The organism is Paenibacillus sp. FSL R10-2734 (assembly GCF_037963865.1).
In the GTDB taxonomy this organism is placed as follows: Bacteria; Bacillota; Bacilli; order Paenibacillales; family Paenibacillaceae; genus Paenibacillus_AQ.
The window spans coordinates 3,622,581-3,644,006 of the sequence record NZ_CP150170.1; the positions used below are offsets into that span (position 1 = coordinate 3,622,581).

The 21,426-nt window shown below is 43.6% G+C and carries 16 protein-coding genes; 12 read left to right on the top strand and 4 right to left on the bottom strand.

Features of this window, described 5'->3' with window-relative positions; genetic code table 11:
* Positions 1-64: 64 nt before the first annotated feature.
* The 4 genes from NSS67_RS15890 to NSS67_RS15905 all read right to left on the bottom strand — a co-directional run bounded on the left by NSS67_RS15890 (position 65) and on the right by NSS67_RS15905 (position 5,394).
* The gene (locus NSS67_RS15890) at positions 65-1,441 is read right to left on the bottom strand and encodes a sugar porter family MFS transporter (RefSeq protein ID WP_339320421.1); all 1,377 of its coding nucleotides are present in this window, start codon (positions 1,439-1,441) and stop codon (positions 65-67) included.
* A gap of 202 nt (positions 1,442-1,643) precedes the next feature.
* Positions 1,644-2,981 carry a response regulator gene (locus tag NSS67_RS15895; protein ID WP_339320422.1) on the bottom strand — a complete coding sequence of 446 codons (1,338 nt, stop codon included), beginning with the start codon at positions 2,979-2,981 and terminating at the stop codon, positions 1,644-1,646.
* Positions 2,966-4,402 carry a histidine kinase gene (locus tag NSS67_RS15900; protein ID WP_339320423.1) on the bottom strand — a complete coding sequence of 479 codons (1,437 nt, stop codon included), beginning with the start codon at positions 4,400-4,402 and terminating at the stop codon, positions 2,966-2,968. Before NSS67_RS15900 ends, NSS67_RS15895 begins: the two co-directional genes overlap by 16 nt.
* Positions 4,399-5,394 carry a sugar-binding protein gene (locus NSS67_RS15905; RefSeq protein ID WP_339320424.1) on the bottom strand — a complete coding sequence of 332 codons (996 nt, stop codon included), beginning with the start codon at positions 5,392-5,394 and terminating at the stop codon, positions 4,399-4,401. The genes NSS67_RS15900 and NSS67_RS15905 overlap by 4 nt, the downstream gene beginning before the upstream one ends.
* A 341-nt stretch (positions 5,395-5,735) precedes the next feature.
* On the opposite strand from NSS67_RS15905, the gene NSS67_RS15910 reads away from it, so the two are divergent.
* The 12 genes from NSS67_RS15910 (at position 5,736) to NSS67_RS15965 (ending at position 21,426) form a co-directional block, all read left to right on the top strand.
* Complete coding sequence (locus tag NSS67_RS15910) at positions 5,736-6,155, top strand: DUF1259 domain-containing protein (RefSeq protein ID WP_339320425.1); 420 nt, start codon at positions 5,736-5,738, stop codon at positions 6,153-6,155.
* Between the two features lie 54 nt (positions 6,156-6,209).
* Positions 6,210-6,632, top strand: a complete 423-nt coding sequence (locus NSS67_RS15915; protein ID WP_339320426.1) for a DUF1259 domain-containing protein — start codon at positions 6,210-6,212, stop codon at positions 6,630-6,632.
* A gap of 211 nt (positions 6,633-6,843) precedes the next feature.
* Entirely contained in the window at positions 6,844-8,067 is a 1,224-nt protein-coding gene (locus tag NSS67_RS15920) for a chloride channel protein (RefSeq protein WP_339320427.1), read from the top strand.
* 284 nt (positions 8,068-8,351) lie between these two features.
* A complete protein-coding gene (locus NSS67_RS15925; protein ID WP_339320428.1) occupies positions 8,352-9,191 on the top strand; it encodes an amidohydrolase family protein in 840 nt (279 codons plus the stop codon).
* Between the two features lie 9 nt (positions 9,192-9,200).
* The gene (locus NSS67_RS15930) at positions 9,201-11,495 is read left to right on the top strand and encodes an AraC family transcriptional regulator (RefSeq protein ID WP_339320429.1); all 2,295 of its coding nucleotides are present in this window, start codon (positions 9,201-9,203) and stop codon (positions 11,493-11,495) included.
* A 223-nt stretch (positions 11,496-11,718) separates the two neighbouring features.
* Positions 11,719-12,633, top strand: a complete 915-nt coding sequence (locus tag NSS67_RS15935; protein WP_339320430.1) for an ABC transporter permease subunit — start codon at positions 11,719-11,721, stop codon at positions 12,631-12,633.
* A 14-nt stretch (positions 12,634-12,647) separates the two neighbouring features.
* A complete protein-coding gene (locus NSS67_RS15940; RefSeq protein ID WP_339320613.1) occupies positions 12,648-13,580 on the top strand; it encodes a carbohydrate ABC transporter permease in 933 nt (310 codons plus the stop codon).
* Positions 13,581-13,688: 108 nt separating this feature from the next.
* Positions 13,689-15,188, top strand: a complete 1,500-nt coding sequence (locus tag NSS67_RS15945) for an ABC transporter substrate-binding protein (protein ID WP_339320431.1) — start codon at positions 13,689-13,691, stop codon at positions 15,186-15,188.
* Positions 15,189-15,312: 124 nt separating this feature from the next.
* On the top strand, positions 15,313-17,199 hold the full coding sequence (locus NSS67_RS15950; protein WP_339320432.1) for a heparinase II/III family protein: 1,887 nt from the start codon (positions 15,313-15,315) through the stop codon (positions 17,197-17,199).
* A 15-nt stretch (positions 17,200-17,214) separates the two neighbouring features.
* The gene (locus tag NSS67_RS15955) at positions 17,215-18,117 is read left to right on the top strand and encodes an aldo/keto reductase (RefSeq protein ID WP_339320433.1); all 903 of its coding nucleotides are present in this window, start codon (positions 17,215-17,217) and stop codon (positions 18,115-18,117) included.
* A gap of 128 nt (positions 18,118-18,245) precedes the next feature.
* Positions 18,246-20,177, top strand: coding sequence for a hypothetical protein (locus tag NSS67_RS15960; protein WP_339320434.1), 1,932 nt, complete (start codon positions 18,246-18,248; stop codon positions 20,175-20,177).
* A gap of 25 nt (positions 20,178-20,202) precedes the next feature.
* Positions 20,203-21,426: a hypothetical protein gene (locus tag NSS67_RS15965; RefSeq protein ID WP_339320435.1), complete on the top strand. Its 1,224-nt coding sequence runs from the start codon at positions 20,203-20,205 to the stop codon at positions 21,424-21,426.

Here is a 21,426-nt window from a genome sequence, read left to right on the forward strand (position 1 = left end):
TTCTGAGTGAGAATCCGTCTTATTTTTTAGGCACATCTTATTTAGACTTTTTTAATGCTCGAATCTATATATGGGCATGTAAAACATGCTTTTGTTGTTTTTTTTCTGAACGATCGGCCATTTCTGTTTCGATTTGCTCCAAAGTGCGTCCTTTCGTTTCTACCACTACAAAACGTATGAAGAGCAGTCCCAGAATACAAATGACACCGAAAGCTGAAAAAATGATTCCAAGGCTGAACTTATCAGCAAGAATTGGGAATACAAGCCCAATGGCAAGTGAACCCGTCCAGTTAAAGGCCGATGAGATTCCTCCTCCGATTCCGCGTACAGAAAGCGGGAAAATTTCCCCGACGATAATCCAGGTAAGCGGCGCCCAAGAAAAAGCGTAGCAAAGGATGAAGCCGCAAAGGGCAATTAATGTTACCCAATTCAGCATGCCATCATTGATTCCGAACGCACCAAGAATAGCTGGTGTAAAGAAGGAAAGAGCCATACCGGCACTGCCGATCGTAAGAATCGTACGACGGTTAAATTTATCGACAAATTGTAAAAAGATTATAGTAGTTACAACGAAGATCACACCGACTATCACCGTAAATCCGGCAGCTAACTGCGATGACAAACCAACGTTACGCGCAATACTTGTGGCATAATAAACGATTGAGTTTGCTCCTTGGATTTGTTGGAAAGTCGCCATGCCGACCCCGATAATTAAAGCCAATCGAAATTTTTTATGGAATAGTTGGGAGATGCCCGATGATTTATTATCAGCAACGTTTTCGATCTCAGAAATTTCAGCATCTATTTCAGCTTTTGAGCTTCTCAGAGAAGTTAATACTTCCTGTGCTTTTTTGGTCATTCCGTTTTTAATTAAATATCTAGGTGATTCCGGGAGCTTTAGCATTCCCAAGAATAATATGATGGCAAACAGTGAAGCACTGCCTAGCATTAATCGCCAGCTGTTTGGAATCGGTTCAAAAATGAAAGCTACGATATAACTTAACAGCATTCCAATTACAATCATTAATTGGTTTAAACCCGACAGTTTCCCGCGCATATTCGCCGGAGCGATTTCAGACATGTACGCTGGAACGAGGGAAGAGGCTGTACCGACTGCTATCCCCAAGAAGACACGCGCAATTGTCAAGGTGATTTCGTTCGGGGCAACAGCTGAACCGATTGCACCGACAAAGAAAATTAATGAGGAAATGAGGATTAGCTTTCTGCGTCCAAACTTATCCCCTAATAAACCGCTTAAAATGGACCCGATGATCGCTCCGCCCATTAAAGAAGATACAACAATCCCTATCCATAGGGAACTTAAATTAAAATCGGTTTTGATATGCCCTTCTGCACCAGCAATAATCCCGATATCATATCCAAATAAGATGCCGGCAAATGAACCGAAGAAAAAGATAAACTTACTAGATACTTTGCTCATAATTTCCCATCTCCTTCTGTATGCAGATCTAATAAGATCTTCAGAAAGAAGTATAGCATGCGCTTGTTGGCGAGAGATGGGGATTCGTCTGCACTAATTCGTGCTATTCCCGCACTATTTTAACCTCCGCCGGAGTTAGAAGAGTGAGGAGCTCTGGAGTAGCATTATCTTGTCTTGGGATATCAAATAAATCCATGTCTTGCTATTTTTCATCCTTGTACCAGGTAGGTGCAACGCCAGTGATTTTCTTGAAGACACGGCTGAAATAGTTGGGATCTTTGTAACCCACTTCGAAACAGACTTCCTTTAAGGATAATTTTCTCGTGTTCATCAATAGGATGGCTTTCTCAATTCGGAGGCGAGTAACATAGTCGATAAAGGTTTCGCCGCATTGCTGTTTAAAAATTTTACTGAAATAGTGAGGGTTCAAGTGGACGAAATCAGCTACATCTTCCAGTGATAAATCGTCCGTAAACCTTTCTTGGATATATTGTTTGGCCCTATCTAGAACAGTCAGCGTTTGCTCCTCGCGCTGCTCGCGCATCTGCTGCAAAGCGGAGGAAACATAGGATTGCAAAGTTCCATCGTTCGATATTTCGTCAGTCCCGAAAGAATTGGCGTTGACATCACGTTGCTTCAACTCATCGAAGTGGCATACCTTATCCTCTTTATCCAGCATCGTAGAGGCGAAAATCGCTTCGAAATACGATTTGCGATATCCCTCCGTTCTGCAATGTGTCGATCCAATTCCAATGGAGACTTTTAGATCGAAATGTTGCTCGGTAACGCTGCACAGCTGCTCAGCCAGCTGCTTTGTTTGCTGACGCCAACCGTTCTCGCTGACGGAAGAGGGCTTTCTTAAAAAAATGGCCATATGTTGGTTGATAAGGGAACTGACAATGGAGTTAGGACTTTGGGTTTTGACAAAGCTACGAAGCTGATCATAGATCTTGTTTTTTTTCTGCGTATAGACTTCGCCATTGAAAGCTGCGACGACTGCACATCCGTGATTGAGGGGAATGTCAAGCCATTCCGACAGCTGCTCGGCACTTGTATCCACTGTTTGGTCAAGCATGAGCATTAAAGCCAGTTCATTTTCAGCAAGCGGAAGAAGCTGGGAGACTTTTTGTCGTAGTTCCAGTTCCCGCATTCTTATGTGGATTTCCTGATCAATTTCTTTTACAAGGCGTTGAAAAACTTCGATGAGCTGTTCCTGTTTCGCGGGCTTTAAAATATACTCTTTTGCACCTAACGAAAGTGCTTCGTGCGCATATTTGAAATAATCGTATGCCGTCACTACGATGAACCTGGTGTCGGGGAGCCTACGTTTCATCTCCCGTAAAGCCTCCAGGCCGCCAATGCCTGGCATGTTGATATCCATGATGGCGATATGCGGGCGGTTTTCCTCTGCATATTCAATTGCCATCCGGCCGTTAGAAGCATGAATGAATTGGAAGATGCCCGGCATCGAGCGTTCTACAATACACTCCAGACCTTCGCGTTCAAGCGGTTCGTCATCTGCGATCAACAATCGGTACATATGGATGACCTCCTTCCTATGGCGGGAATCCGTATGAGGATAGATGTACCTCTTCCGGGTTGGCTTTCGATTTCGATAAGATCCTCTCTATCATAGAACAGATTCAGCCTTCTGAATACATTGCGGGTTCCGATTCCAGTGGATCCTTTATTGGTTGTTTCTGCTTCTAATTGGAGCATAGACAACCGGGTCTCCTCCGACATGCCTGCTCCATTATCCGAAATGGAGATGCTCACTCCCTCAGGGATGCTTTGGATGGTTAGACGAATAATTGCTCCGTGTTCCATACCTGCAACACCGTGAAGAAAAGCATTTTCGACTAGAGGCTGGAGCGTTAGAGCTGGAATCGCCACGTACAATGCGGAAGGATCGGCATCAAGCTCAAACCGGATGCGGTCGCGAAACCGGGTCTGCTGAATCGTGGCATATTCCTTGATATGGTTGATCTCATCCTGTAAAGTGACCGGTTTGTCCAGCTTCTGTAGACTGTAACGCAGTAAATTAGACAAAGAGGTTGTAAGATCGCTTGTTTTCTCCGCGCCTTCTAGATAAGCTAGCTTCGACAGCACATTTAAAGTATTAAACAAAAAGTGAGGATTGATTTGGCTTTGCAATGCCTGAAGCTCCAGCTCCTTCACGATGCGCTGCATTTCTAAGCTTTTCTTATCCTTTTCGATCAACACACTTAAATCAGCGGACATTTGTTGAATGGCATTCGAAAGTAGGCCTAGCTCATCCTCTCTTTGCGGTTCTGGTGTTATCTGGAGATCTCCTTTGGCTATTTGCTTCGCCATCCTGACCAATCTGCTGACCGGACCGGTGATTCCGCGCGAAGCCCAAAGCGCAAGTAGAACTCCCAGAAGAGTGTTCATCCCGAACAAAGCTGCACCGCGCTGGTTCATGCGCTCATTCTCGGCCCTGATACTCTCAATGATGGGGCGGTAAAAAGTGAGCTCCGAATGAATTAATTGCTGGCCTTCCTCGCGAATAAAGCCGGTTGTTTTCTCGGTATCCACATAATACTCGAATGCGGATTGAAGCTCCCCATTCTGCGCTGCTGCAATTGCTGATTGCTTCTGTTCCAGCATTGTTTCAAGTAAATTGCTGTAGCTCTCCGGGTCAAAGGAATGAGTGGAGGAGTCAAGTCTGGGCATCTTCGTGATCTGGTCATGCAACTGCTTCAATTGGCTCTCGGCCGTATCTATCCCAGTAGCATCTGCAGGATTGACTAGATATGCATAAAGGAGTCGTAGATTGTTGTCGGTCGATTCGGTAGTTCGCTCTATCAGAAGGATGCGCTCCATCATTTCGTCGTAGCTTGTCTGTACTATTTTCCCGCTTTGAAACACGAAGAAAGCGACGGAATTGGCAAGAACAACAAGAAGAGGGATGAAGATCAACAGCTTCATGCGTATCGTCATTGCCGTTTCACCCCCGCTTCAAGATCTGAGGGACCGGCAGTTAGCACGGAGGTCTCTGTAAAGGTTACAGTCGGAGGTGCTGTCCCCTGTAAGTGCCCGTGCAGCAGTTCGACCGCTTTAAAGCCCATCTCCACAGGTTCCTGGACAATCGTTAATTCTATTTTACCTGACCGGACGGCTTCAACCGTTTCGGTCTTGTCGTCAAAGGCAAATATATGTAGCCCCTCCGGTCGACTCCTTTGTGCCGCTTCCAGTATACCGAGGCCGTCTGACGAACTGAACCCGACCATATATTTCATCTGCGGATACCTGGTTAGCATGCTTTGCGCCTCTTGAGCCGCCTGGAGCATGGAAATGTTGGAGGAAGCTACTTCAATAATCTGCAGCCCTGGGTATCGGCTAATTACCGACCGGAAACCCTTGAGCCGCAGTCTTTGATTTTCGGCATGTTCATCGCTGATCAGAACTCCGATATCGCCACGCTGCCCGGAGGCTTTTGCTACTAATTCGCCCATTTGTTTGCCAGCTCCCAGATTGTCTGTACCAACATAGGCTAGTCGTTCTGATCCGGGTTCATCCGTATCGACAGCAATAACGGGGATGCCCTTGGCAGTCGCCTTACTGATTAATCGGCGATATTCTGGATCATTAATCCCTTGAATCAGGATGGCATCGGCTTTGGCAGAGATTGCTTTATCAAGCAATCTGATTTGCTCGTCAGGATTAATGCGATCTGGCCCGATATACTCAAGCTCCATGCCATAAGTGGTTGCAGCCTTGCGTGCCCCTTGCTCAATCGCTCGCCAAGAATAATTCTCGAGTTCTTGTGAAATCAATACGATGTGAACCGGATTCTTATCGGATGACGAATGCGCTTGCAACGGTTCGGCAAGATTATGGATCTTAAGTAGTGAGCTGGTAAATTGCAGCAACAGCCACGCGAACATAAAGATGATAAAGACAATAGTAAAAGTCCATTTACGGTTTGGCATAGTGGTGCTCCTTCAATCAGTAATCATATTGCCCATTATACATTAAATGATTACAGACAGGGCACCAAGCTGCCTTTTCGCAGTTGGAAAGGAAACTATGAATTAACCGTCTCAGAGGATTGCAATCTAGCAATACATATCCCCCCTAAGCCGACAAGATTCAGGGATTTATCCTGTTTTTCATTCGGGTTTTTCTTATGACAAGAATTTACGATTTTCGGGGTAAGTGCATAAATGATCAACGTAATTACCTATTTGCTTCGTTTTTCCTCAATGTTTCGTCCATACACTTTTCTCCTTTGGTCATAAGATAATTTGAAAATGAGTAAAGGAGGATTTATATGGCAGAAAAAGTGAAGGTTAGCCCGCAATTCAAAAGACTTTGTATGCAATTCGGAAAAATTCTAGGTGGTGAATCGGAAGTTGATGAAGGTCCGGTTTGTTTTGTCATGCGCATGACGAACTTAAGGGAGACGATCCTGGGAAGAAGAACGCGTTCGCCTTTGGTGCAAATGCAAATGTTTTCGTTTGAATCTCTTGATAAGTCAGGCCGCGCGCTTTGTTTGGGCGAGACTGCCGTACATCAAAATCAAGTGAATCGATTGATGTCGAATCTCCGTAAACGTGGGATTAAAGTGACTGCGCTTCATAATCACTGGTTAAAAGAAAACCCTCGTTTAATGTATATGCACTGGGAAGCCATTGACAATCCTCTTACGTTTGCTAGAAAAACCAAAGACTCCATTGCGTTCTTGGGTTAGAGCGGTAGAGTAATGAAGTTGTATTCTTAACTTATTCTGAAAGGATGATTTCAAATGGTCGAACAAGTGAAAGCAAGTCCCCGTTTTAGAAGACTATGTAACCAATTTTCAACCATTTTAGGTGGAACCGAGCATGAAATTACAAAGGGGCCGGTTTGTTTTGTCACCAGAAACAGGAAAGTAAACGCCTCAATTTTAGGAAGAGCTACCACATCTCCATTGGTTCGTTATCAACTGTTCTCGTTTGAATCACTGGACAGTTCAGGCCGTGCACTGTGTTTAGGAGAAACGGCCCTTTTTCAGAACCAAGTCAATCGATTGCTGTCAAACCTTCGTAGGAACGGGATCAAAGTAACAGCAGTCCATAATCACTGGCTGTTTGAGAATCCACGTCTTATGTATATTCACTGGGAGTCGATCGATAATCCCGTTGCATTTGCACGAAAAGTAAAACGTTCGATTGCCTTCTTAGGTTAATGATGAGGAATCATTCAGTAAGCATTTCGGGGGATATAACGCGTACTGGTTTTCTCATTCGACACATGTGGAAACGATAACTCCGCTGAGACGTATAACCTCAGTATTGAAAAGAAATAATTAAACTTTAACGAGCTCTACCTGTGGCAACGTCAGAAGTTATTTATGCATCAGGATCTGTGCTTATTTGGAAAGGTGGGGCAATAAGAGAATGAAGTTATTAGGAGCAGGCACTTTTATACTTTATAGCATCGTTACAGGAGGGATTGTTGGGCTTTTCGTATGGAGCTTTCTCGCTATTCTTTCTGTAACGACTCGCTTTTTATGGGTTGATTTGCCGAATGTAATGGATATTGGATATTGGACACTAATCGTGTGTGTAGTTGGCGGTATTTTAATAGGTTTATCTCAAAAGTACCTTGGTAATTATCCGCGATTAACAGATGAAGTAGTGGCAGAATTCAAGCAAACAAAACGAATTGATTACAGATCAGTATTTAAGGGCGCCATAATTGCAATTTGTGTACTTTCTTTTGGAGCCAGTCTTGGTCCAGAGGCGGCTTTAGTCGGGATTGTAGGAGGCCTTTCTACGTGGGCAGGAGATGTTTTGAAATCATTAGTTAAGAAGAAATCTGTATTAAATGAACATGGAGATATCATCATCGAATATAGTATTGAGACAACAATGGGTATGGTTTTTAGGGCGCCGCTATTTGGTGTTAGTACATTCTTTGAAGATAAAAAAGAATCAAGGTATATTAAGATAATAAAGCTAGTTGTATATTCATTAACTACTGCCGCAGGTTTTTCTGTGTTTATACTATTATCCAAAATAGATAACAGACATTTTTCTATAGCGGATTTTGGTACACCAGCATTAGGCGGATATGAAATATTAGCTATAATTCCGTTGATCCTTTTAGGAGTATTGCTTGCAAGATTATATGAATTTTTTAGTCATAGTGTTCAAAAAGTACTCAAACCACTTGAAAATTATAAAGTTATTAGAGCAGTGATTGGTGGGATAGTACTTGGGTTAGTCGGTACGATTCTCCCTATTACTTTATTTTCGGGGGAGCATGAGTTAACCGAGATCGCTGCTAAGTGGACCGATATGTCAGCTTATTTATTATTGGCAATAGGTATTTTAAAGCTATTTTTAACTGAATTTTGTTTAGCTTCTGGTTGGCGTGGAGGACATATCTTTCCTATTATTTTTGCAGGGGTAAGTATAGGCTATGGAATTGCGTCGATATTTTTGATAGATCCGGTAACATCTATTGCCATAGTCACTACATCTCTCACCAGTGCAGTACTCGGGAAGCCGCTGGCAGTTTTGTTGCTTTTAATCATGATCTTCCAAGTAAAGCTGTTTATACCTATGTTAATTGCAGCATATTTGCCAATGTATTTATTAAAGCTGAAACGGGGATAACTTATTTCTGTTTTCACAAGGCTGTGAAATGCACGTACTGAAATAAAACCCTAGGCTGTAAGCTGCTTCCGGTACTCTAACGGAGGCAGCTTATTTAGCTTTTCTATGGTAGATATTTGTTGTGGAATCGAATATAATCCTCATTTCTCCGTTGTGCCTATCCATATTTCGCACACCATAAGGATAGCGGTTGAAATATTTTTATCTTGAAAAATTGCACAAGTCGAACTACTGTAATCAATAAAGATGTAAATCTGCTAAAATCAGGAATGGGGTTGTATGTCATGATAATAGACGCTCATCAGCACTACTGGATACTGGATCGGGGGGATTATGGTTGGTTAACTCCAGCCGCGGGTCCCATACTATTTCAAGACTATATGCCGGACCTGTTAAAAGATGAATTGCATCATAACGGTGTTCAGGGGACGATTGTAGTACAAGCGGCGCCGACGATGGAGGAGACTTCATTTCTCCTTGATTTGTGTGACAAAGAGGACACCTTGATTGGCGTAGTGGGATGGCTTGATATCAACGCTTCAAATTTTGAACAGCATTATCTTCGTTTTCGAAGCCATCCGCGTTTTGTGGGGATTCGTCCAAATTTCCCGGATTTAGCAGATGGAGAGTGGAGAGATCACAAGCAGCTCATACATAATTTATCAATACTTGCTGAGGATGATTGTGCTGTTGAATTGTTAGTTCGTCCACCTGCCTTGGCAGGGATGGCAAACCTATTGGAGCATGTGCCTAAACTATCAGCTGTTGTCGACCATCTGGGTAAGCCGGATTTGTCCGGGAAGGATTATCAACTATGGGCGGACGGAATGCGCTCCATTGCGAAATTTCAACGTACCTCTTGCAAAGTGTCTGGATTGATGACGGAGGGGGGATTTGGAGATAGGAAGCCTGCCCAAGTGATACAGCCTTTTATTCAGCATGTTATTCAGGTGTTCGGTTCTTCCAGATTGATGTTTGGCAGCGACTGGCCGATTTGTTTGCAGGCTGGCAATTATAAGGAAATGAAGTCCATGATCGAGGAGGCGTTATCCATTTACTTGTCTGCTGACGAAATCCGTCATATTTTTGGCTGTAATGCAGCTAGGATATATGATTTACAATAGGAGGAAGCCATGTATAAGTCAAAAAAATATCTGTTCCAGCTACTTCTCTCCATTTCTGTCGTTACGGTTATTTTTCTGACGGTGAGTTCTTCACTACTGTATTACACTTCTGAGAATAAGATGCTCAACATGCAGCAGCACGCAGATTTGAAAGTGCTTTCACAAATTAAGTATAATGTCGATAATTTAAATGAAACGGTCAAAAATATTACGGTTTCCACTTATATGGATCCGGATGTCGTTTATTTATTGAATACGTCGGTCATGGATAAAGGAGAGCTCGCACAGAAGCTGAACAGATTAGAAAAAACAGTTTCTGGATCCATGTTCCTACAAAACATTACGATTTATAATGCGAATACCAAGTGTTACTACTCGACCAAAAGTAGCATAAATTGCTTGGACGATGGCATGAACGGTTTGATATCCAGCTATATAAAGTCTCAAAAAGAAATACCCAAGCTAGAGTTTATTCCCATATCGGGCGAAAATGTTAAGTCGCCGGTTTTCTCGATGTTTATCTATGAGAAACTAACAGAAAGCAAGCTGATTGTGACCTTAAAGCCGTCTTGGCTTTTCGATAATATCAGTAATATGAATCATGTGAACAGTGAACAACAAGGAACTATTTTTATTACGGACAAGTCGGGCACGCCACTTCTAGAGACTAACATGAGCACTCCGATTCCTTTAGAGGAATACCGTGAGGTGATTCGTAATCGAGCTGAGGCCGGGGTTGATCAGGATTATCTCGTCCATGAGAGCGGCAGCAACAAGTTTATACTTAGCTTTATGTCATCGAGTCAGAGTAATTGGATCATTGCGAGCTTACAGCCTTATGATGTTGTTCTCGGTGAGCTCCATGAGATGCAAAGGAATTCTTTGATTATTATAAGTATAATTCTCATTCTATCTATAGTAGTCTCCTTTTTTATAGCCTTTCGCCTCTATCGACCTATTGAAAATATGCTGGAGCAGATAATTGGGAAACGATTCAGCGGGACAGAAAAACGTTCGGATCTCGATGAGCTCAAGCTTATTACAAGCGAATATCAAGACGCGATGCAAAAATTAGTTAAGTTGGAAAAGGAAGAATATTCACAGAGGGATACGCTAAAAACCTTCGCACTCCGAAGACTGATCTCCGATACAAGCCTGTTAACACCGCAGGAGATCAAGGAGACCCAGTGGGATATCGATCTCCATCACAAGCTGCGTCTTTGCGTGCTTTTAATCGATGATCTGGAGGCATTTGAAAGACAATCAAGCGATTCTGATAAGCGTCTCTATAAATTTGCAATTGCCAATATTACTAAGGAAATTTTAGCGAGAGATTTGCACTGTGAAGTCGTGCCTATGCAGAACGATCATTTCGTCCTGCTGCTAGGGGAAGACCGTGAAGGCTCCAATATGCACTTGGATGACCTGATTGGAGTCTTACAAGAGCTTCAGCAAACCATTAAAGCATATTACCGAATTTCTTTCTCCATTACGATCGGGAATGAGATGGAGGATTACAGCCAGCTTTCACGTCAATATGGACAGGTTTTGGAAAATGCATCCTACCGCATCATTTATGGGGAATCTTGTATTATTACATCCGAGCATGTTAAACGTAATATGGAAAATAACGGGCCATTTCAATTCCCGGCAGAGGTGGAGAAGAAAATTTCGGAATCCATCAAGTCCGGACATAGCAATATATTCCGTGAACAACTCGAAATTTTGTTTCACCAATTGGAAAGCTTGCATTATAACAACATCATGTATTCCATTTTTAATCTGTTCACCATTCTTAATCAAGCGGTGGGAGATATCAACAATCGATCCGTTAGACAAGTGAATTTGGACTTCAAATATCAATACCAGCAGCTGCTCAAACAGGAATCGCTGGAGGCCATGTTCAACATTTTCTTGAATATATTTCATGAAATTCAAGATCAACGCTCACAGGACTTCAAAATGCAGTCCAATCAGATTTTGATTGATACGGTAAAAGAAATGATTGAGGAGCAATATGATGATGCCAATCTAAGTCTGCAGAGTATAGCGAGCGCGATGAAATTATCATCAGCCCATATCAGCAAGCAGTTCAGGCAACATGAATCGATGTCGATCAGCGAATATATTAATGAGGTTCGTCTGTGCAATGCGCTAACGCTTCTTGAAAACAAAGATTACAGTATTTCACGCATTATGGACATGGTGGGTTACAGTAACGAAAGCTATTTCTTCAAGCTCTTCAAGAAAAAGTTTGGCACAACGCCCAAAGAATATCGTTTTAAAAAAGTCATTAAGGACTAGGAAGTTTCATTGGCTGCCCATAAGCCGTTTCAGTTTGAAGGTTTAATGCTGAAGCGATGCTTACTGGGCAGTTTTGCGTTTTTATCTTAAAACTACAGTGTTTTCGCGATTTTACCTACAAAAAGTAGAGTGTTTTTTTAAAATTACAGTATTTTTTATTCTTGTTTTCGCTGGATAATAGGGGCACAGAAGTCGCATGAGGCAATGAGAAGGAGGATCAGGAATGATAAAAAGGGAGTGGAGGCACTTCAAGCGTAACCGGGATTTGTTTGTCATGTCATTACCGGCGATCGTGTATAAAATGTTACTTAGTTATCTACCTATGCTTGGATTGGTCATTGCATTTAAGCAATATCGATACGATCTTGGCGTATTCGGAAGCGAGTGGGTGGGTTTAAAAAACTTTGAGTTTTTCTTCCGTTCGGATACAGCGTTCATTGTTACGAGGAACACAATTCTTTACAATCTTTCTTTTATTGTGCTCACAATGGTAATAGCGCTTACATTGGCGATCTTGTTGAATGAAGTCTCAAGAAAGTGGATCAAGTTGCATCAAACGGTATTATTTTTACCTTACTTCCTATCATGGGTAGTGGTCGGATATGTAGTACTGGCATTCCTAGATCATAAAAGCGGATTTATAAACGTTACGTTAGGAATGTTCGGTGAAGGGGCGATCAAATGGTATGAACAGGCGAAGTATTGGCCCGTAATCATCGTGATTACTCAGCTTTGGAAAGCGGTAGGATTCTCAACACTGATTTACTATGCAGGGCTTCTAGGAATTGACTCCAGTTATTATGAAGCCGCTAAAATTGATGGTGCAAACAAATGGCAGATGGTTCGAAAGATTACGATTCCATTACTGACACCGTTGATCGTGATCTTGTTCATTGTGGATGTGGGGAAAATATTTCGAGCCGACTTTGGATTATTCTACTTTATTCCGAACGATTCAAGTTTTCTCTACGGCACGACAGATGTTATCGATACTTATGTATACCGCTCACTTCGGGTTGTCGGGGATATTGGAATGTCTACTGCGATAGGATTTTACCAGTCCGTCGTCGGATTTGTTCTGGTCCTGTTAGCGAACTGGATTGTTAAAAAAATAAACGAAGATAACGCACTTTGGTAAGGAGGAGATGTATGATGCCGACTTCACAAGTCGCGATCAATAAGAAAACTGCAAATCGTTTTATCGAAAGCAAACAATCCAGATGGAGCTCCCGGATCATTAATCTATTCTTCTGTTTGCTATCTATCCTGTTTATTATCCCTTTGCTGCTGGTTATATCCATTTCATTTACGGATGAAAAGACACTATTGCAAAGCGGATACCAATTAATTCCGGAAAAGTTCAGTCTTGCCGCGTATTCCTTGATTTTTGATTCGCCAGGCGTTTTGCTTAATGCTTATGGCATTACGATTCTAGTGACGGTGATCGGGACGGTTATAGGCTTGTTTCTTACAAGTTTGACCGCCTACACGATTTCAAGGAAAGATTATCGGTACCGAAAAATAATGACTTTTTTTGTATTCTTTACAACATTATTTAGCGGCGGACTCGTTCCGTTCTATATTATGGTCACTCAGTACTTGCATCTGAAAGACACAATAGGGGCATTGATTGTTCCTTACCTGCTTAGTCCATTTTTCATTCTTGTGATGAAAGGCTTTATGGATAAAATACCCCTGGAGGTCATTGAATCTGCAAAGATGGATGGAGCAAGCGAATGGCGTATTTTCTTTACCATGGTGATTCCGCTTTCCCTGCCTGCGATGGTAACCATCGGACTATTTATTTCTTTCCAGTATTGGAACGACTGGTGGCTGGGCTTGCTGTTCATCGACAACCAAAATTTAATTCCGCTTCAATTGATGCTGTATCGTGTGATGAGTACCATTGAATATTTATCAAACAACTTATCATCCGTTAACGTAAGTATCGACATGACACAATTCCCGAGCTTGTCCACAAGAATGGCCATGGCGGTGCTTGCAGCAGGACCAATGATGCTTGTTTTCCCATTTTTCCAAAAATATTTCATTAGCGGCTTAACGGTAGGCTCTGTCAAAGGCTAACATCAAAGGACATTATCAAACTGTTTTCTGATGAACGTGCGGCTACAAGAATAACTTCACGTCATCACGAACTGTTGATATAAGAATCAAATTAGGGGGAATTATGCGATGAATAAACAATGGTTCAAAGTAATTGCAGGTGTGCTCGGTCTGTCAATGGTTTTGGTGGCATGCGGCGGTGCCAAGGAAGAGAAAAAGACAGCTGGGGAAGGACAACAGAAAGAAGAGCTTCCGATGGTGGAGCTCGTTTGGAATTTTCCGCTGAGTGCCATTCCGCAAGATCTGGATACCGTACAGGAAGCCGTAAACAAAATTACCAAGGGAAAAATCAACGCAACCGTAAAACTGAAAGCGCATACCTTTGCTGACTACAATCAAAAAATGAATACGGTCGTCGCATCTGGTGAGAGTTACGACATTGCATGGACGGCGAATTGGAACTGGGATTATTTGCAAAATCAATCGAAAGGCGCATTCCTTGAACTCGATGATTTGCTGAATAGCAACGCGCCAGGTTTATTGAAATCGATGCCTGAATTCGTGTGGGATGCAGCCAAAATTCAAGGTAAAGTTTATGGCGTTCCTAACTATCAGACGGTAACAAAAAGAGAAGGCTTCATCATTCAAAAGCGTTTCGCGGACAAATATAGTTTAGATGTGAGCTCCATCAAGAAGCTTGAAGACATCGAGCCGTTCCTGAAACAAATTAAAGAAGGTGAATCAGCGGAGATTGTACCATTTCTGAATGACAAGTATGGAAGATTCAATATCATGCCCCAATCTCTAGGTATGGAAGCGATTACGGCAAATAACATAATCGGCGTAGATCTGAAGAATCCCGAAACTCCGATTAATCTGTATGAGACCGAGCAGTATAAGCATTATTTGGATACGATGAGAAATTGGTATACAAAGGGCTACATCAATGAAAATGCGGCTACTTTGAAGAATAAAAACGATATTATCCAAACAGGCAATGCTGCAGTACAGTTTCATAATGTTCTTAAACCGGGCGGAGAAGTCGAAGCCAAAGCTGCTAATGGTGGAAATGATGTTATCTATGTTCCATTGACAGAGCCTTATGCATCTACAGGTACAGTTATTACTACCATGCAAGCCATCAATAAGAACTCTAAAAATCCTGAGCGTGCGATGATGTTTATAAACCTGTTGAACACAGATAAAGAACTTTATAACACCATCAGCTTTGGTGTGGAAGGAAAACATTACACCAAAGTGTCCGACAACGTGATTCAAGTAAACAAAGATGGGGGTTACGCGCCAAATGCAGGATGGGTATTCGGTAATACATTTAATGGCTACTTAGTTGAAGGCGTCGATCCTGCTGTCTTAGAGGAGACCAAAAAGGCGAATGAATCCGCGACGAAATCTCCATTAATGGGCTTTAAGTTTGACAGTACACCTGTTATGGCTGAAATCGCAAACCTGGCTACAGTAATCGATCAGTATCTACCTGCTTTGGAAACCGGTACATGGGATCCGAACGAAAAGCTGAAAGAATTCCAAGATAAACTGAAGCAAGCTGGTACCGATAAGGTTATGGATGAACTGGCGAAGCAGATTAAGGCCTGGAAGCAAACAAAGTAATCATAAATTGATGGATATGTATGCGTACAGCGACGATCGTAGCATGAGTCGCTGTACGTATCTGTTCATATGGACATCCACTTGTTTTTAGTTCATTAGGTCTTCAACAACAGAGGTGACGAAATTGATAAATAAATTGACATTAAAGCAGTTAAAGCAGGCTTTGGAAGAACCGCCACATTCAACATATAAGCTGTATGAGGAAGCGAGCTCTTCTGAACATTGGCGGAGAATTAGCGAAGATTCGAAATATTCAGCTTTTTGGGAGCAACTGAAGAAGCGCGGAAAAGAACGGATCAAAGAGCAGTCGCTTCCACCTCAATTCTCGGAGTTTATTTTATTCGGCACTACCGGTGACCGCTCTTTCTATCAGAATAAGCGAGATCATTTAATTGAAGGCGTTCATACGTTCAGCTTGCTGGTCATGACAGACAAGCAAAACCCGGAATGGGTCGCGGGACTAGAAAACGCACTTTGGAGCATTTGCAATGAATTTACCTGGGTACTACCTGCGCATGTGGGACTTTACATTAACCAATATCCGCATCGAATTTGGGACCAACCGAACATGCCGCGCGAAACGGTGGATTTGGCATCGGCGCATATCGGGTTTACGCTTGCTGAAATCATCCACTTCATGGGAAGCCGATTGCATCCATGGGTGGTGGAACGGGTCAAGGCCGAAATCGAACGACGACTTTTTCAAGTTTACTTTCATGACCCGGTTCCTCAGAACTGGGAACTCAAAACGAACAATTGGCCTGCCGTTTGCGCCTCTTCCATTGGAGCGGCAGCTATTTATATGGAACAGGACAGTGAAAAGCTAAGCGGAATGCTGTGGAGGGTGATTAATGTTCTGCGCGGTTACCTGTCGGGCTTTGATGAACAAGGAGCTACTCCCGAAGGACCGGCATACTGGCAGTATGGTTTCTCTCATTTCGTCTTTTTCTCGGAATTGTTAAAAGAGCGAACCCAAGGACGAATTTCCCTTCTAGCAGATTCCAAAATCGAGCAGATTTCACTCTTTCCGCAATTTTGTATGCTGGGTGACGGCAAAGTGGTCAATTTCTCCGACTCTCCTGAACAGGTGAAATGGAATCCGGGATTGATTCACCGCTTGCAAAGCTACGCACCATCTCTTCAAATGCCACAATCATCGAGCTTGCTGCAGCCGACATCCAGCAGCTGGATTGAGACCTCAAGACTTTTGCTGTGGTCGCCTGAACAGACAGAGTCCCGGGAAGCGGAATGGCATAAATCAGGGTCGATAGAAGAGCGAATTTTCGAAGGAAATCAGTGGGCCATTTCAAAGATCATCGATTCGGAGGGACATTTGGTTGCTTTTGCAGCAAAGGGCGGCTATAACGAAGAACCTCATAATCATAATGATTTAGGACACTTCATCCTGCATGTTGACGGTCAAAGCGTGCTTGCAGATATGGGGCTGGGTATCTATACCAGACAGTATTTCCAGCCAGAATATCGCTACAATCAATTGAATGCCGGCTCGCACGGGCACTCGGTGCCTATTGTGGACGGATGCAGACAGGGCTTCGGAAAACAGTATTACGCCGAATTGGTCGAACATCATCAGACGGATAAAGAGATGGGGTTTTCCCTTGATTTGACTCAAGCCTATGACTGTCCTTCTTTGGAAAGTCTTACTCGACATTTTGCATGGAAACGCACAGTGAATGAATCGCCTCAACTTTTGATCCGAGATCAGGTTTCATTTTTGGGCGAGCTGAATTCCTTCCAGGAGGTGTTTATTAGCAGTACCGAACCGGTAAAAAATGCTCCAGGTCAATTCATGTTGAACAGCGTGATGTTCTTCTATGAAGAGAACGACTGGCGTGTGGAAGTGGAGGAAGTAACACTAGATTCCGATACCGAAAAGGGAAAGGAATTCTACCGGATGATTCTACACTGCAAGCACCCTGAAAGAATCATGGAGATGACATTCAGGTTCGAAATTCACAAAGAGAATCACCTTGCACCTAATTTTCAATAAAGGAGTCGGAGCAGCGTGGAATATGCCACATTGGGGAAAACAGGTTTTCGAGTATCCAAAATCGGTTTGGGCGGCGCGCCACTTGGAGGCGATTTCGGCGAGACAACGGATGAAATCGTTACTCATGTAATCGATAGTGCTTTGGATTTTGGCATTAACTTTATTGATACTGCCCCTTTGTACGGACGTGGGGAAAGTGAGCGGAGAATCGGGAAAGCCCTGAAAGGTAAACGCGGGAATGTCATTCTTGCCTCCAAGGCGATTATGCGTGGGGAGCCTTATTCGTATGAAAATACAATCAAGTCCGTTGAAGATAGCTTACGCAGACTACACACGGATTATATTGATTTAATCCAATTGCATGAATTGGAGCAGACGACTTATGAACAGGCCGTAAATGAAACACTGCCTGCATTCCGCAAGCTGAAAGAGCAAGGGAAAGTAAGAGCGATTGGTGTAAATGCAGGAGATCTTGAGCTGTTGATGCCATTCCTGCGCGAAGATCTGGTCGATACCATTCAGACATATACAAAATATACATTAATAGACTATACGGCAAAAGATGAGCTATTACCCCTTGCGAAGGAAAAAAATATCGGCGTCATTCATGGCAGTCCACTTGCGATGGGAATTTTAGCGGACCGACCGGCGCCTTTTTTAAGGAATAATAAGGTGATGCTTGAAGAAGCGGAACGAAGAATAGCGCAGTTGGATTTTTTACGTAAAAGTGAAATGAATGGACTTGTTGAGGCCGCGCTTCGATTCAGTCTGACATGCCCAGATATCGCAATTACATTAGTCGGAACGACTTCAGTGAAGTCGCTGGAATTAAACACCGGCTATTGCGATGGAAGAGGATTATCTGATGAAGAGATGAAAAAAGTGATTGGATTATTCCCTGGACAGCGATTGTTTTAGAACAATATTGGATAGGAGGAGTCAGAATGAGACTCGCAGGAACAATCGCACTGAGGTCAATCACAATAAAATGGTAGCCGAATCGTAAAAAAAGAGTACAAAGGGACAGAGAAACAGGAGGTTTCACGATGGCCATTACAGAGAACCCGCAATCGATTCCTGTCATTGCCGCAAAGCGGAAAACAATACCGCCACAGTGGGCATTCATGCAGCGTCAATTATTTGATCAATTGAACAAGGCGGCAGTGGAGTTTGTTGAACGCTATACGCAGCCGGACGGTACGCTTATCTGGAGACAGGATTGGCCGGGTATGGATGGATCCGACGATCCCTATGAAGGATTTATGAATTTAGCTCTGCTATATATGCTTGGCGGTAGTTCTGAACTTCATGAGCTGTCCCGCAAAATTTGGGATGGCATCACATGGCAGTGGACGGAATATGGTCAAATTCATCGCGAATTCGACGCGTATTACGACTGGATGCATCACGGCGAAGGGTATTTGTACATCTATTTTCTGGGACTCGCCGGCCCTGCTACATTAAAGGATCATCAGCGGGCGGCGCGATTTGCCGCCATGTATATGGGTGAGGACAAAGAAGCGCCAAACTATGATAAAGAACGAAAGCTGATTCGTTCACCCATTACGGGAAGCCGTGGTCCTCGATTTGAACTTACTGGTGAGGATTGGTGCACACACCGCGGCATTCTCGATGATTATTTGGCACCTTATGAAGATATTCCGGGCGTGGACTTTGCTAGCGGAACATGCGCATGGTCGAACGATGAGGTTTATGCCCGCGTTATCGCCATGATGAACGAGCGGATGACTCGTGGTGATGTGCCATTGAATTTAAATGCCACCGGGCTTGTAACTCATGCATTCCTTCATTTCGGAGAAGAAAAGTATCGTGAGTGGGTTTTGGAATACCTGACCGTGTGGGAAGAGCGAACGAAACAAAACGGTGGGATCATACCCGATAATGTAGGTCTGACCGGTAAAATCGGGGAGTACAATGACGGCAAATGGTGGGGTGGATACTACGGATGGCGCTGGCCGCACGGGTTCTTGACGATTATTGAACCGCTAACGAATGCATGTATGAACGCGGTGCTGCTGTCAGGGGATATGAGCAAGTTGAACCTGGCCAGGGAGCAATTGGATGCAAACTGGGCGCTTCGAAAAGAACAGGACGGAAAATGGGTTGTTCCAAATAAAAAGTTTGACTCAGGTTGGTCGGATTTCCGCGGCGCGGATCCAAAATATGCGATTTACCTTTGGACGATGTCCATGGCGGATGAAGATCTGGTGCGCATTGAGCGCATTCCTAAGGATCATGATTGGAATGAAATTATTATTCCGAAACTATCCGGTACCGATAAAAAGACACGCAGAAACACTAAACATTATATCGGAAATACACAGCCATGGTTTCAATTTATCTCCGGCAAACATCCGGATTATCCGATACAGGCTTTAAAAGCCAACTTCGAGCTTGTTGAACAGCAATTGAGTAAACTGCGATCACAAGCCGGAGACCCTTACAACTGGTCCAATCAGTATAGTGAGAATGATTTCTCGAGCATTCATATTTGGCAAGAAATGTGTCCTGTGTATATGGAGAGTCTTGTCCAATTGACATTAGGCGGTCCGATGCATATTTCGCACGGTGGATTGCAGCATGCCCGGGTTCGATATTTCGACGTATGTGCCAAGAGACCCGGATTGCCGGAATCCGTTGCAGCGCTCGTCAAAGAGCTCTCTGCTAACTCCGTGACAGTGGAAATAGTGAATATCAGTTTGTTTGATCATCGCTCTGTTATCATTCAAGCCGGCACTTTTGGGGAGCACTTATTTAGAGAAGCATCCATTATCGGTGATAAAGATGAGGTGACTGAAACGATTTCAGTCCACCAAAAATGGCTTACCGTAGATTTAGCACCCGGAACCAGTGTGACTCTTCGAATCAGCATGGATCGATACGTGAGCTCCCCTTCTTACGATATGCCGTGGCTGGATTCAGAACAAAAAGACTTGCTTAAGGGCAGATTGCTATAGTCTAACAAGGAGTGAGAAGTACAGGATGAACGCTCATATCTCTTATTTAAATAAACTTGAAATGGCTGATCCTAACGCAGGTCTGAAGAATGACTTTATATCTCGTCAGCCTCACATGTCAGTTCAGACGACCACTATAAATAAAGAGTATTATTTGGATTTTGCCGAAGGGAGACTTCGCGCCTTTCTGCCTTATGTTACTGAGGAAGGTGCTGTTCTCGATCCGAAGGACGGAAAAGAACATGAATATGCAACGGCATCCTTCGCCAAGGCAGGTGCTGTACTTCTTCATTCAGGCCGGTGTCAGGAATTGCTGGACACCATTCTGAAAGCGATGGACTGGGGCAGCTATTGTCTTGGCGAAAACCAGGTTCCAGACGATCATGCGGATTTCACATCCCATATGCTGGTTCTGGCATATGAGCTGTTATCCGACTTCGCAGATTCTTTCCGTGTTGAACGCTGGCGTTACAATTTGCAGCGGTTCGAGCCGGAGCTTACCTATTCGCAAACCGAGCGGAACTTCCCTGATATCAGGCAAGTACGCAATTGGGCAACGTATGCAATGCACGGAGAGATGATGAGGTATCGCACCGGTCTAGCCGATACAACCAGCTTTATTGACAAGTACTTACCGTATCAACTGACACGGTTCACGCCAGAGGGCTTATATCGGGATCCAAATTTGCCTGCCGCTTATGATCTGGCAGCCAGAGATCAGTTAAACGGAGTGCTGGAAGCCGGATACCAGGGGGCATCCGCGGAACTGTTGAAGATTCTTCTTCATCGCGGAGCCCAGACCATGCTGTTTACGCAATCCGTTACCGGAGCTACAAGCTGCGGAGGCCGCAGCAACCAGCTGCTTTGGAATGAGCTGTCCTTTACCCATATTTGTGAAAGGGAGGCAGCTTATTACCTTCGACACGGAGATTTGTTGTGGGCAAAAACGTTTAAACGCGCGGCACATCTAGCTTATCAATCGATTCTACGATGGGTAGACGATCCTGAAGAATTTCGCCTTTTTAAAAATCGATTTCCTGTATCAGAGCGGGTTGGTTACGAATTTTACGCCTATCATTCCACGTACAGCTTGTATGCCGCTCAGATCGCTGTTTCGTGTTATATGGATGCGGATGACTCTATTGAAGAAGCGGCTGCACCATGCGATGTCGGAGGCTTTGTGCTGCATTTACCATCATCCATCGCATCTATGCAACTACCGGACCGAAGCAAGGCGGCTATCATATAA